Raw genomic sequence first — 12,100 nt, 5'->3', positions numbered from 1 at the left:
GAGGAGACCCGCATGACCACCGATGTGCAGCGACTCAACGACGTGCTCCGGCCGGCGGCGCCGCCCCGGGTGATGCAAGACCTGTACACCGAAGACCAGCACGCGCGGATGCTCGGCGTGATCCGGGACCGCGGCCCGTGGCCGACGATCGGCGCCCACCACTTCGACACCGTCGAGGAGCTGGTCGCGACCTCCAACGGCGGCTCCGCCGAGCGGGTCGACTACACCCTCGACGACATCGCCTCCGCGCACTTCCGTGGCTTCTTCGCGGAGAACTCCGTCGTCTACTACCCGGAGCTCCACGACTGCTTCTACAACGACCGGTTCCTCGGCCTGGCAAAGGACTACTGGGGCGGCGCCGAGTACGCGCGGCCCACGATGATGCTGTTCAACTTCTGCGGCCCGCACCGCAGCGGGCTGAACTCGCACCTCGACGCGGTCACGTTCCGCGGGATCCGCATCGAGAACTCGCCGGTGTGGCTGCAGAACGTGATGGGCCGGTCGGGCCTCTTCACCGAGCACCTGGTGAAGATGGCGCAGGTCATCACGTGGTGGTACCTGGGGGAGAACGGCACCTTCACGTACTGGCCCGACGGACCGCTCGGTGACCCGCAACGTCTCGAACACCCCTTGTGGAACAAGGGAGTTGTCGTGCAGAACGAGGCGATGTTCCACCGCGGCGACCCGGTCGGCCGTCCGGACGAGCGCGACACCCCCGGCCTGAAGCACCGGTCGCTCATCGGCTACGACGCCGAGCACGACGACTGGGCGGTCACCACGGACGGCGACGTGATCCGCCGCTACCGTCCGGACGAGATGCGGCTTCTCGTGCACTGGAACGCCGAGGTCTACAGCGACCTCGACGAGGTCAAGAAGAACATGGACCACTCCGACGACCTCACCCACGACATCGTCTTCGACCGCCTGCTGGCCGACATGCGCACCCGCGGGATCAAGGTCCCCGAGCCGTCGGACCCGCTGCACGACCAGGACTTCATCCGCGCGCTGATCGCCGCCTACTCGATCACCCCCGCCAAGGACTGGGCCCGCCCCGCCGCCTGACGAGCGCCGCCCGACGCGCGCCGTCAGCCGAGCCTCGTCAGCCGAGCCGTCCCTTTGCAGCACGCCGACCAGGAGTGAGTGTCCCTTGACTGCGCACGACCATTTTGCGGCGCACCAGCTCGTCCACCGCTGGTGGTTCACCTACGACGAAGGCCGGCTGGACGAGCTCGCCGGCCTGCTCGCCGACGACTGCCACCTCAGCTCGCGAACCGAGACCGGGCAGCATCCGCACGAGGAGTTCATCCGGTCCGACTGCCGCGGCCGCGAGGCCGCCATGGCGTGGACCCGGGAGCATCGCCGGCACAGCCCGTACCCGCTGCGCCACCATGCCGCGAACATCCACGTCACCGCCGAACGCGACGGCGAACTCGACCTGGAGTCCTACCTCTTCGTCACCCAGATCGTGGACCGGAGGCCGAGCACCCTGTCCAGTGGGATCGTCCGCCTCACCTTGGCGCGGACCGGCTCCGGCTACCTGATCCGACGCAAGGAGGTCGTCCTCGACTCGATCGAGTCGGCACCCTTCCGCCAGGTGGATTTCGTGGCGGACCGCCAGAGGAGCTGGTGACACCCATGGGCAGCAAGCGATTGGACGGCAAGCGCGTCGTGGTCACCGGTGCGAGCCGCGGCATCGGAGCCGCCGTCGCGCGGCGCTGCGCCGCCGAAGGCGCCGACGTCGCGATCGTCGCCCGCACCGTCGACGCGGCGGACGCGTACCTCCCCGGAACGCTCGGCGACACGGCGGACGAGCTGCGCCGATTCGGCGGCCGAGTGACGTTGATCCAGGCGGACTTGGCCGACGAAGCGGACCGGGAGCGGGTTGTCCCCGAAGCCGAGGCCGGGCTCGGCGGCCCGATCGACGTCCTGGTCAACAATGCCGCGGTCGCGCTCTACGGCACTGTGGCGGACTATCCGCTCAAACGCGTGCGCCTGATGCACGAACTCAACTGCGTGGCCCCGCTGCACCTGGCCCAGGCCGTCATCCCCGCGATGACGGCGCGCGGCGAGGGCTGGATCGTCAACGTGTCCAGCGGCACCGCCCGGCACTGGCCGGGGCCGCCGTTCCGACTCGGCGGCACCGGCACGGGCACCACCGTCTACGGCGCGTCCAAGGCGGCCTTGAACCGCGTCAGCAACGGCCTGGCCGCCGAACTCCACGGCTGCGGCGTCCGCGTCAACACCGTCGAACCCCGCGCCGCCGTGCTGAGCGAGGGCGCCCGCGACCTGGTCGGCGACATCGTCCGCCCGGACCAGGTCGAATCGATGGAGGAGATGGTGGAAGCCATCCTCGCCCTGTGCGACTGCCCGGCGGACCACACCGGACACACCCACATCAGCCTCGACCTGATCGCCGAATTCGGCCTGACGGTCCGCACCTTGGACGGGGACCCGCGGTAGGTCGGCTGCCGCCGGGGTCGCCGTCAGCGTGACCGCGCCGTACGCGGCTCGGGCGGCGCCGGCTTGGCGGCGAGGACGTCGCGGGCCTGCTCGGCGGCGCGGGCCATGCTCTCGGAGACGAAGTCGCAGAAGCGCGCGATGTTCTCCAGCCGGGTGCCGGCCGGGGTGCGGGTGCCGAGGACACCGGCGCCTTGCCGGGCGATCTCGACCATCCGGGCGGTCGCGCGGACGCTGGCCATCATCGACTGGTACCAGGCGTCGTCGTCGACGACGTAGCGTTCACGGCGGCGTTCGTCGCGCTCCCGGCGCACCAGGCCTTGGGCTTCGAGGAGCGCGACGGCCTTGGAGACGGAGGCCGGGCTGACCTGGAGGCGGTGGACGAGTTCCGACGCGGTGAGGCTGCCCTCGTCGGTGAGGTAGAGGCACACCATCACCCGGGCCGTCATGACCGGGAGGCCCGCTTCGACGAGGACGGTGGTGAACAGCTCCTCGTACGCGTGCACCGCCTCGGCGTCGCGGCCGTGCGCCGGCGCCGGGGTCGCCGCGTCGCGGCGTGCCGGGACTCCGGCGCGCCGGGCGCGGCGTTCGGTCGCGCGGTGCGCGACGTCCGCGCGGTACGTGCCGGGGCCGCCGTTGCGCAGCACCTCGCGCGTGACCGTCGAGGTCGGGCGGTCGAGCCGCCGGGCGATCTCCGCATAGGCGAGGCCGTCGGCCAGGCCGAGGGCGATCTGCCGCCGCTCCTGCTGGGTGAGTCTGCCTCCCGGCATTGCGGGCCTCCTGCGCGGTCTGGGGATCCCGGGTCCTCGGGCGATGCCGAGCGTAGCCTTCAGCTTCATTCATTGCAACGCATGCCCGAGGTTTTGTTGCATTGAACTTCAGATGGTTGCAACGATTAACGGGCTGTGGGCTGCGGCTATGCTTCACAAGCGCAATGAGTGTGTTGCCGGGACTATGAACGCAACGTAGCGTTTCCTCCATCGGAAACACCGGGTCGACGAAGCGCCCCGGACCGGACGAAGGAGCCCGCCATGCAGAAGTTCGCCACCCCCGCCGCCGTCTCGGTCGTCCTCGACATCCCCGCCGGCCGCATCCAGGTCATCGCCGCCGACCGGGCCGACACCACCGTCGAGGTGCTGCCGTCCAACGCGGCGAAGAGCCGCGATGTGAAGGCCGCGGAGGAGACCGACGTCGCCTTCGCCGACGGCGTCGTGCGCATCGTGTGCGCACCGCCCGCCAGGAACAAGCTGTTCGGGCCGTCGGGGTCCGTCGAGGTCACCGTGCAGGTGCCGGCCGGCTCCGGGGTCGAGGCGAAGGCGGGCGGCGCCGAGTTCCGCGGCGTCGGACGCCTCGGCGACGTCGTCGTGGACGGCGGCCTGGGCACGGTCAAGATCGACGAGGCGGCAAGCGCCCGGCTCGCCGTCCTGGACGGCGACGTCGTCGTCGGACGCCTCGGCGGATCCGCCGACGTGAGCACCCAGCGGGGCGGCATCGACATCGCCGAAGCCGTCGGCGGGGCGGTCGTCCTGCGGACCCTCTCCGGCGACATCGCGATCGCCGCCGCCCCCGGCGTCTCGGCCGCGCTGGACGCCGGCACCACCCAAGGCCGTATCCGCAACTCACTGAAGAACACCGATGGCGCCGACGCCGTGCTGGCGATCCAGGCGACCACCATGCAAGGCGACATCACGGCCCGCGGCCTCTGACACCTGCGGCCGATACGGCCCCGGCGGGCGGCTGTGCCGCCCGCCGGGGCCGCGGTCGGTTCCGCTGCCGGGCGGGTGTTCTCGTGCCGGGGCGACCTCCGCGGTCACGTGAGCAACAGCAGGCACAGGGCGATCAGCCCGAGTGCCGCGGTGAGCCGAATGACCAGGACGACGCCGGGCCCGACGATCGCCGTCGCCCGGCGATCGTCGGGGTCGCCATGGCGCGGCGCGGGGGCATCGGTAGGAGTCACGGCATCTCCTTCGGGGGTGTCGCCTGCTGTGTTGCTCGGCAACGTAGGTGACACATGCCCGCCGGGCGTCCCTGTGCAGCGGCTCTTGGCGGGATCTTGACGCCCCTGCTACGCGACGATCCGCAGCGGGTTCTCCAGGAGCGCGGTGAGGGTCGCGAGGAACTCCGCGGCGAGGGCGCCGTCGATGATGCGGTGGTCGGCGGACAGCGTGCACCGCATGCGCTGGCGCACGGCCACCGTGCCGTCGACGACGGCGGGTTCGGGGGTGGCCGCGCCGACGGCGAGGACGGCGCCCTGCGGCGGGTTGACGATCGCGGTGAAGTGCTCGACGCCGTACATGCCCAGGTTGCTGACGGTGAACGTCCCGGCGGCGAAGTCCTCGGCCCCGAGTTTGCGTTCGTGGGCACGCGCGGCCAGGCGGCGGGCCTCGGCGGCGATCCGGGAGACCGGGGCGCGGTCCGCGTCCCGGATCACCGGGACGACCAGGCCGCCGGGCGCCGCGACGGCGATGCCGATGTGGACCCGGCCGTGCAGCAGCGTCGCTCCCTGGCCTTCGGGGGAGTACGACGCGTTGACGCCCGGGTGCGCCCGGAGCGCCAGCGCGCACGCGCGGACCACGAGGTCGTTGACGCTGACCGTCGGCGCGTCGGAGGCCGCAAGCGCGGCGTTGAGGCGTTGGCGCAGTGCGAGGAGTCCGTCGACGTCGGCCGCCGAGGTGACGCTGAACTGCGGTGTGGTGGTGCTGCTTTCGGTGAGACGGCGGCTCGTCGTCCGGCGGACCGCGTCGAAGGGCACAGCGGTGGGCTCGCGCTCGTCGGCTGTGGCGTGGCCGGTGGGGGAGGGGGCCGAGGCCTCCGCCGCCCGGACCGCGGGCGGACGGGCCGACGCATCCTCCAGATCCCGCCGGACAATGCGTCCGCCCGGCCCCGAGCCCGGGACGGACGCGAGGTCGACGCCGCGTTCCCGGGCCAGGCGCCGGACCAAGGGGGTGGCGAACCGGCGTTCCGCGGCCGGCGGCGCCGCATCGGCGGCACCGCGCGGGTCGGCGTCGACGGCCCCCGAGGGTGCGGTGGAGGCCGCGCCGCCCGCCTGGGGCGCGGTCCCCGCACCACGCGCCCGAGCGCCGCCACCCCCGCCCGGAGACCCGTTCTCCGGCTCGTCGGCGTCCGCTGACCCGCGGCCCTCCGCAGCCGCGCCGCTGCGCTCGTCCCCGTGGTCGCCCCCGCCGTCGCCCGAGCCGTCGTCCAACCGCGCGATCACCGCGCCGATCGGGGCGTTGCCGCCCTCCGGGACGAGGATCGCCGCGAGGATGCCCGCCTCGTAGGACTCGAACTCCATGACGGCCTTGTCGGTTTCGATCTCGACCAGGACGTCGCCTTCGGCGACCGCATCGCCCGGCTTCTTGAGCCACGCGGCGACCACGCCGTCCTCCATGGTGTCGGAGAGGCGCGGCATGCGGATGTCGATCATGGTTCCGCCTTTTCTGGGACGCGGGGACGGGCCGGCGCGGCCCGGTTCCCCGGCAGGGAGGGAACGGTGAGCGGCCTGGTCAGCGGCGGCGGCCGACCGCGCGGAGCGTGTCGCGGATCGCGGCGGCCACGTCGGCGGCGGACGGCAGCGCCGCCGCCTCCAGGGACTTCGCGTACGGCAGGGGCACCTCGGCCATGGCGACCCGACGCACCGGGGCGTCGAGCCAGTCGAACGCGCCGTCCGCGATGGTCGCGGCGATCTCCGCGCCGATGCCGTACGTCAGCCAGTCGTCTTCGAGGACGACGGCGCAGTGCGTCTTCCGCACCGACGCGACGACCGTCTCGCGGTCGAGCGGACGCAGGCTGCGCAGGTCGACGACCTCGACGTCGATCCCGTCGGCCGCGGCCAGGTCCGCCGCGACCCGGAGCGCCACAGCGGCCATACGCGAGTAGGCGACGACGGTGATGTCGGCGCCGGCCCGGGTCACCGCGGCGCGGCCGATCTCCGCGGGCAGGTCGGCGTCCGGGACCTCGCCCTTGGTGTTGTAGAGCGCGAGGTTCTCCAGGAACAGCACCGGGTCGTCGTCGCGGATCGCGGCCAGCAGCAGGGCTTTCGCATCCGCCGGGCTGCTCGGCGCGACGACTTTCAGGCCGGGCACGAAGGAGTAGTACAGCTCGACGTTCTGCGAGTGCGTCGCGCCGAGCTGCTGGCCGCCGCCGCCCGGCGTGCGGATCACCATCGGGGCGCGGGCCTGGCCGCCGAACATGCCGTAGATCTTCGCCGCGTGGTTGACGATCTGGTCCAGGGCGAGGAGCGAGAAGTTGATCGTCATGATCTCCACGACCGGGCGGAGCCCGAGCATCGCCGCGCCCACCGCGGCACCGGTGAAGCCTTCCTCCGCGATGGGCGTGTCCCGCACGCGCTTGGGGCCGAACTCGTCGAGCAGGCCCGCGGTGATCTTGTAGGAGCCTTCGAAGACGCCGATCTCCTCGCCGATGAGGAACACGCGGTCGTCACGCCGCATTTCGGCGGCCAGCGTGTCCCGGAGCGCTTCGCGGTAGGTCTTGACGGTCGTCCCTGCGGCGGTGCGCGAGTCGGCGCGTTGGCCGGTGCCTTCGACGGTGTGTGCGTCGGTCATGCGGGGGACCCTCCGGGCGTCGCGGTGACCGGCAACTCGGCTGCCGGGAACAGCGGTTGACCGGGCAGGCGGCGCGTGTCGTTCGGAACCGGGGTGGCGTAGGTGTAGTCGAAGAGCGTGGTGATGTCGGGATGCGGGCTCGCCTCGGCGAACGCGGCCGCGTCGGCGACGGCGGCCCGGGCGTCCGCCTCCGCGGCGTCGGCCGCCCCGTCGTCGAGCAGCCCCAGCAGGCGCAGCCGGGCCGTGTACGACACGAGCGGATCCGCGTCCCGCAGCGCCTCGGCCTCATCGCGGGACCGGTACTTGGCCGGGTCGACGACGGAGTGGCCCTTCAGCCGCCCGCTCACCGTTTCCAGGAGGAACGGGCGGCCGTCGCGGGCGGCGGCCAAGGCGGCGCGGGTCGCTTCGTACACGGCGGCGGGATCGTTGCCGTCCACGCGCGCCGACGGCATGCGGTAGGCCGCGGCGCGTTTGTACAGGTCCGGTTCGGCGGAGGCCATCGCGGTCGTCGTCCCCATGCCGAGGCCGTTGTTGACCACGGCGTAGACGATGGGCAGGCGCCACAGCGCGGCCAGGTTCAGCGACTCGTGGAACGCGCCGATGTTGGTCGTCCCGTCGCCGAGCACGCACAGCACGGCTTCCGAGCCGCCGCGGTAGTCGACGGCGAGCGCGGCGCCGGTGGCGAGCGGCAGTTGGCCGCCGACGATGCCGTAGCCGCCGAGCAGCCGCGTTTCGGCGTCGAACAGGTGCATCGAGCCGCCCCAGCCGCGGGACACGCCGTCGGTGCGGCCGTACAGCTCGGCCATGACCCGGCCGGGCGCGATTCCGCGGGCGAGGGCGTACCCGTGCTCGCGGTAGTTGGTGAACAGGTAGTCGGACGGCTCCAGCGCGGACACCAGCCCGGTGACCGTGGCTTCCTCGCCGAGGTTGAGGTGGCAGTAACCGCCGATCTTCGCCTCGGTGTACGCCCGCGCGGCGCGCTCCTCGAACCGCCGCACGAGCAGCATCTCGCGGTGGAAGCGCAGCAGGAGGTCGTCGGGGAGGTGCGGGGCCGCGGTGGCGGCGGTGGGGGCTTCGTCGGCGGCAGTGGCGTGGTCGGTGCCGGTGCCGGTGCCGGTGGCTTGGCCGGCGGCGGTGGCGGACGCGGGCATGCGGAAGTCTCCTCTCACCCTCGTGGGGCAGGACGGGCCCGTTCGGGGCCACGACAGAAATGATACCTAAGCCGTTTCATTAATAGACTGGACGGTGCCGCACCCGAGCGACCAGCAACCCGGCCGATCCGCCCCACGACCGACCCGCCCCACGACCGACCCGCGACGAGGACCGATCCGCACCGTGACCCACGACCAGCCCCCGCCTCCCGCCCGCAAGCGCGGCCGCCCCACCGCGCGGGAACGCGAGGAGCGCCGCGACCAGATCCTCGACGCCGCGGTGCGGCTGTTCGTCGCCAAGGGCTACCAGCGCACGTCGATCGACGACCTGGTCCCGGCCGCCCGCGTCACCAAGCGCACGGTCTACGGCTACTTCGGCGACAAGTCCGACGTCTTCACCGCCGCCGTCGAACGCCTCCGCGACCGCGCCCTCGCCGCCCCCGCCGCGGCGGCCTCGCCGGAACCGCTCGCCGCCCTCGCCGCCCGGATCGTCGCGACGCTGCACGGCGACGAAGCGGTGGGCCTGCACCGGCTGATGATCGCCGAGGCCACGACGTTCCCCGAACTGGCCGCCCGCTTCCACCGCGACGGCCCGCGCGGCTACATCACGGCGCTCACCGGCCGGCTCCCCGGCCCGGACCCGGAACCCCTCGCCGAAGCGCTCTTCACGCTTCTCCTCGGCGAACCGCACCGCGAACGCCTCCTGGGCCTGCGCCCGGCCCCGACGGAGGAGGAGGCGGGGCGGCATGCCCGGACCGCCCTGGAACTCCTCGGCATCACCGCGGAGTAGCGATGGCCGGGCCGTCGGCCGGTCATGCCCGAGCCGGTCGGCGTCGATCCCGCTGTACAACCGGCGCGGCGCCCCGGCGGGCGCGTCGGTGGCCACCGCCACCGCGTCCGCAAAAGGTCGGTCACACGGTCGGGAACCCGCCAATTGTCGGGGTGTCCCGGCGGTGTTGCCGACAAACGCGCATGGCGCCCGTGGTTTCCTTCCGGTAATTCCGTGCGCGCACCCGCGGGAGGCCGAGGGTGATTTCGTGGATTGGCGGTCTCGCGGCCGGGCTGCGACGTCGTCCTGGCCCGCATCGGGCGGGGGCAGCGCTCCCACCTGCCTGTTCCTCTACTGCGGCGGGCCGTCGCGCCCGGCCGGTCATGCCTCCGGGAATGTCCGGATTTTCGACGGCTATTCCGCCGAATCCAATTCCGCCAATTAACGAGGCGGAAATGCAACGCGACATTGTGCGTTACCGCGGACCTCGATCCTCCATTGCGGGCCCCGGCCGCGCGGCCGCCCGGGCCGGCAGCCGCAGAAGGCCGCATGGGCCCGTGCACACCCGTGGAAGTCCGTGCTGGAGGACACGTGAACAACAGACCCCCGGAAACCGGGGATATCCCGGCGGAGGAAACCCCGCCGCAGCAGTCGTCGGCCGCGCCGTCCGCGGACGCCGCAGACACCGCGGACGCCGCAGACACCGCGGACGCCGCGGTCGAAGTCCCCCGGCGTAGGCGCCTGTCCCGCGTCCTGGTCGGCGCCGGACTCAGTGTGGCCGCGGCCGTCGCGTCGATCGCCGTCGCCATCCCGATGGGGGCGTCCGGGGAGAGCGGCAAGCCCGCCGCGGCCGGATCGCCCGCACCAAGCGGCACCGGTGCGGGGACGGCCGGCGCCGCCGCTCCCGGCGGACAGGCATCGGCGTCGCCCGGTGGCGAAGTCCCCGCGGAGAGCGAGCCGATGGGCCCCGCCCCCGCGACGGGCAGCGGCCGGGATCCGCTCACCCCCGACGAGATCGACACCGCCCTGCGGCTGGCCGTCGACCCGGCGCTCCGGCAGTCGGCCCGCACCGTCACCGGCGCGGCCGGCCCCGAGCCGCTGACCGTCGACCTGTCCGACCCGCTGCCCGCCGAGACCGACCCGGACAAGGCGCCCCGCCGCGCCGACGTCTACTTCTACAACTACGCCGACAACACCCTGGCCAAGCGCGTGGTGAACCTGACCGCCGGAGTGCTGGAACGTTCATCCCAGGCGCCGAACATGCAGCCCGCCCCGTCGCGGGCCGAAACCGCCGAGGCGCTCAAGCTGCTGGTCGCGTCGCCGTCCGGTGGTCCGCTCAAGGCCCAGTACAAGGCGGCCACCGGTACGGACCTGGCCGGGCCGGAGCAGCTCGACGCGAACGGCTCGTCGTACATCGCCGACATCGGCGACACGGCGACCGCCCAGTGCGGCGCGCACCGCTGCCTGATCCTCTTCGTCAAGGTGCGCGGCGGCGTGTACCTCGACACGACGCGGACCGTGGTCGACCTGTCGGCCCGAGCCGTCTTCCCGCCCGCATGACCGCCCGCATCACTGCCCGCATGACCACCCGTATGACCTCCCGCATGGCCGGCCGACCGGCCCGTCCCGCCCATCCGGCGCCGGATGAGAGGAAGATTCCGATGATTCGCAGACTGCGCCGCAAGGCGACCGGGGCGGCGGCCGGCCTCGCCGCCCTGGCGATGGCGGCGACCGTGCTCGCCGCGCCCGCCGGGGCCGCGGCCGCCGCCGGCAAGGACCAGGACCGCTTCAACTACTGCGGCAACAACGCGATGGTGCAGGAGACCCTGAAGACCGGCACCGAGTGGCGTATGTGCTGGCGCATCGACACCAAGGCCGGGCTCGTCCTGGAACGCGTCGGCTATAAGCCCAAGGGCGAGAAGTACCCGATCACGGTGTTGCGTTCGGCGCAGCTCGCGCAGTTGAACGTGCCGTACGACTCGGGCGAGCACCAGTGGAACGACATCACGTCGTACGGCTTCGGCGGCTACTTCTCGCACGCGATCGCCAAGCAGGAGTGCCCGGGCGGCAAGCTCAAGGGCCAGTGGATCGGCAAGAAGGAGGACGCGAAGAAGGTCCTGTGCGTCCAGAAGGTCGACGCCGGCCTGGCGTACCGCTCGCAGGAACAGGAGTGGATGAGCCCGGACCTGGGCGACCTGTTCACCGCCAACGGGCAGGACTTGGTGCTCTACACGATCTCCAAGGTCGACTGGTACGAGTACGTCACGGAGTGGCGCTTCGCCGACGACGGCCAGGTCTCCGCACGGCTCGGCGCCACCGGCGACCTGTCGCCGGAGGACTGGACCACGCCGGACAAGGGCTGGCCGATCGGCAAGAACGCCACCGGCATATCCGGCAACCACTTCCACAACGCCACGTGGCGCGTCGACTTCGACATCGACGGCGACGGGCGGGAGAAGGTCGAGCAGTACGACACGGTCGACACCGGCGCGCGCGGCAAGCGCGGCGAGGTCTACAGCACGGCGAAGACCGACATCGCCAAAGAAGGCTCGTTCCAGAACGCCAACCTGCGGTGGTGGCGCGTCGTCAGCCAGAGCAGCAAGAACGGCGACGGGCACGACCGCAGCTACGAGCTGGTGCAGACCGTGACCAACCAGCAGTACGCGGCCAACCCGGCGCAGTCGCCCGCAGTATCGTTCACGCAGGCGAAAGCGTGTGAGAAGTTCGCCAGCTTCAACGCCGATCCGGAATGCGGTGCGCAGGACATCCCCGGATACGTCAACGGCGAGACACTGACCGACCCGGTGATGTGGGTGACGGTGCCGTTCCACCACGTCCCCCGCGACGAGGACCAGAGCCCGATGCCGATCCACTGGCAGGGCTTCGACCTCCTCCCGCGCGACGTGACCGCGATGAACCCGCTGACGCCCAAGGGACGCACGGACCACAACGGCCAGGTCGACTGACCGGAACCGCCTCGTGCGGCCGTCCCCGCCCGTGCCGTTCGACGGGTGGGGGCGGCCGCCCCAACTACCCGCCACCGACGCACCAACCGATATGAACCTCCAGGCCCACCCGGCGGGGGAGACCCGCCGCAGCGGGCACTCACCACCCCGTCAAGCCTCCGGCACCGGAGCCGCGAAAAGCGACTGCGCCAC

General features: G+C 72.3%; 12 protein-coding genes. 7 read left to right on the top strand and 5 right to left on the bottom strand.

Annotated features, from left to right (window positions below; translation table 11 throughout):
- Nucleotides 1–12: 12 nt before the first annotated feature.
- The 3 genes from ABEA93_RS28695 (at nucleotide 13) to ABEA93_RS28685 (ending at nucleotide 2,460) form a co-directional block, all read left to right on the top strand.
- Nucleotides 13–1,062, top strand: coding sequence for a hypothetical protein (locus tag ABEA93_RS28695; RefSeq protein WP_345678725.1), 1,050 nt, complete (start codon nucleotides 13–15; stop codon nucleotides 1,060–1,062).
- An 85-nt stretch (nucleotides 1,063–1,147) separates the two neighbouring features.
- The gene (locus ABEA93_RS28690) at nucleotides 1,148–1,630 is read left to right on the top strand and encodes a nuclear transport factor 2 family protein (protein ID WP_345678724.1); all 483 of its coding nucleotides are present in this window, start codon (nucleotides 1,148–1,150) and stop codon (nucleotides 1,628–1,630) included.
- A 5-nt stretch (nucleotides 1,631–1,635) separates the two neighbouring features.
- On the top strand, nucleotides 1,636–2,460 hold the full coding sequence (locus ABEA93_RS28685) for an SDR family NAD(P)-dependent oxidoreductase (protein WP_345678723.1): 825 nt from the start codon (nucleotides 1,636–1,638) through the stop codon (nucleotides 2,458–2,460).
- Between the two features lie 23 nt (nucleotides 2,461–2,483).
- Here ABEA93_RS28685 and ABEA93_RS28680 read toward each other — a convergent pair whose 3' ends face one another.
- Nucleotides 2,484–3,227: a GbsR/MarR family transcriptional regulator gene (locus tag ABEA93_RS28680; RefSeq protein WP_345678722.1), complete on the bottom strand. Its 744-nt coding sequence runs from the start codon at nucleotides 3,225–3,227 to the stop codon at nucleotides 2,484–2,486.
- A 261-nt stretch (nucleotides 3,228–3,488) separates the two neighbouring features.
- Here ABEA93_RS28680 and ABEA93_RS28675 point away from each other — a divergent pair, with 261 nt between their 5' ends.
- Nucleotides 3,489–4,163 carry a DUF4097 family beta strand repeat-containing protein gene (locus tag ABEA93_RS28675; protein ID WP_345678721.1) on the top strand — a complete coding sequence of 225 codons (675 nt, stop codon included), beginning with the start codon at nucleotides 3,489–3,491 and terminating at the stop codon, nucleotides 4,161–4,163.
- 104 nt (nucleotides 4,164–4,267) lie between these two features.
- Here the strand turns inward: ABEA93_RS28675 and ABEA93_RS28670 are convergent, their stop codons facing one another.
- From ABEA93_RS28670 to ABEA93_RS28655, 4 genes are all read right to left on the bottom strand, one after another.
- Nucleotides 4,268–4,414 (bottom strand): hypothetical protein, encoded by a 147-nt coding sequence (locus ABEA93_RS28670; protein WP_345678720.1) that lies wholly within the window; start codon nucleotides 4,412–4,414, stop codon nucleotides 4,268–4,270.
- 108 nt (nucleotides 4,415–4,522) lie between these two features.
- Nucleotides 4,523–5,884 (bottom strand): dihydrolipoamide acetyltransferase family protein, encoded by a 1,362-nt coding sequence (locus tag ABEA93_RS28665; protein WP_345678719.1) that lies wholly within the window; start codon nucleotides 5,882–5,884, stop codon nucleotides 4,523–4,525.
- 79 nt (nucleotides 5,885–5,963) lie between these two features.
- Entirely contained in the window at nucleotides 5,964–7,022 is a 1,059-nt protein-coding gene (locus tag ABEA93_RS28660; protein WP_345678718.1) for an alpha-ketoacid dehydrogenase subunit beta, read from the bottom strand.
- On the bottom strand, nucleotides 7,019–8,173 hold the full coding sequence (locus tag ABEA93_RS28655) for a thiamine pyrophosphate-dependent enzyme (protein WP_345678717.1): 1,155 nt from the start codon (nucleotides 8,171–8,173) through the stop codon (nucleotides 7,019–7,021). Before ABEA93_RS28655 ends, ABEA93_RS28660 begins: the two co-directional genes overlap by 4 nt.
- A gap of 184 nt (nucleotides 8,174–8,357) precedes the next feature.
- Between ABEA93_RS28655 and ABEA93_RS28650 the strand changes: the two genes are divergently transcribed.
- The 3 genes from ABEA93_RS28650 to ABEA93_RS28640 all read left to right on the top strand — a co-directional run bounded on the left by ABEA93_RS28650 (nucleotide 8,358) and on the right by ABEA93_RS28640 (nucleotide 11,908).
- Nucleotides 8,358–8,963: a TetR/AcrR family transcriptional regulator gene (locus tag ABEA93_RS28650; RefSeq protein WP_345678716.1), complete on the top strand. Its 606-nt coding sequence runs from the start codon at nucleotides 8,358–8,360 to the stop codon at nucleotides 8,961–8,963.
- 570 nt (nucleotides 8,964–9,533) lie between these two features.
- Nucleotides 9,534–10,502 (top strand): Tat pathway signal sequence domain protein, encoded by a 969-nt coding sequence (locus tag ABEA93_RS28645; protein ID WP_345678715.1) that lies wholly within the window; start codon nucleotides 9,534–9,536, stop codon nucleotides 10,500–10,502.
- A 101-nt stretch (nucleotides 10,503–10,603) separates the two neighbouring features.
- A complete protein-coding gene (locus ABEA93_RS28640; protein WP_345678714.1) occupies nucleotides 10,604–11,908 on the top strand; it encodes a copper amine oxidase in 1,305 nt (434 codons plus the stop codon).
- Nucleotides 11,909–12,100 lie beyond the last annotated feature (192 nt).

This window comes from Yinghuangia aomiensis (genome assembly GCF_039542225.1).
Lineage (GTDB): Bacteria > Actinomycetota > Actinomycetes > Streptomycetales > Streptomycetaceae > Yinghuangia > Yinghuangia aomiensis.
Note: the sequence above shows the minus strand (reverse complement) of the source record. Positions and strands in the feature narration are given on the sequence as shown.

Excerpts from the sequence above, each read along its gene's own strand:
- ABEA93_RS28665 (WP_345678719.1), bottom strand. The coding sequence starts at position 5,884 with ATGATCGACATCCGCATGCCGCGCCTCTCCGACACCATGGAGGACGGC.
- ABEA93_RS28660 (WP_345678718.1), bottom strand. The coding sequence starts at position 7,022 with ATGACCGACGCACACACCGTCGAAGGCACCGGCCAACGCGCCGACTCG.
- ABEA93_RS28685 (WP_345678723.1), top strand. The coding sequence starts at position 1,636 with ATGGGCAGCAAGCGATTGGACGGCAAGCGCGTCGTGGTCACCGGTGCG.
- ABEA93_RS28695 (WP_345678725.1), top strand. The coding sequence starts at position 13 with ATGACCACCGATGTGCAGCGACTCAACGACGTGCTCCGGCCGGCGGCG.
- ABEA93_RS28675 (WP_345678721.1), top strand. The coding sequence starts at position 3,489 with ATGCAGAAGTTCGCCACCCCCGCCGCCGTCTCGGTCGTCCTCGACATC.
- ABEA93_RS28680 (WP_345678722.1), bottom strand. The coding sequence starts at position 3,227 with ATGCCGGGAGGCAGACTCACCCAGCAGGAGCGGCGGCAGATCGCCCTC.
- ABEA93_RS28640 (WP_345678714.1), top strand. The coding sequence starts at position 10,604 with ATGATTCGCAGACTGCGCCGCAAGGCGACCGGGGCGGCGGCCGGCCTC.
- ABEA93_RS28655 (WP_345678717.1), bottom strand. The coding sequence starts at position 8,173 with ATGCCCGCGTCCGCCACCGCCGCCGGCCAAGCCACCGGCACCGGCACC.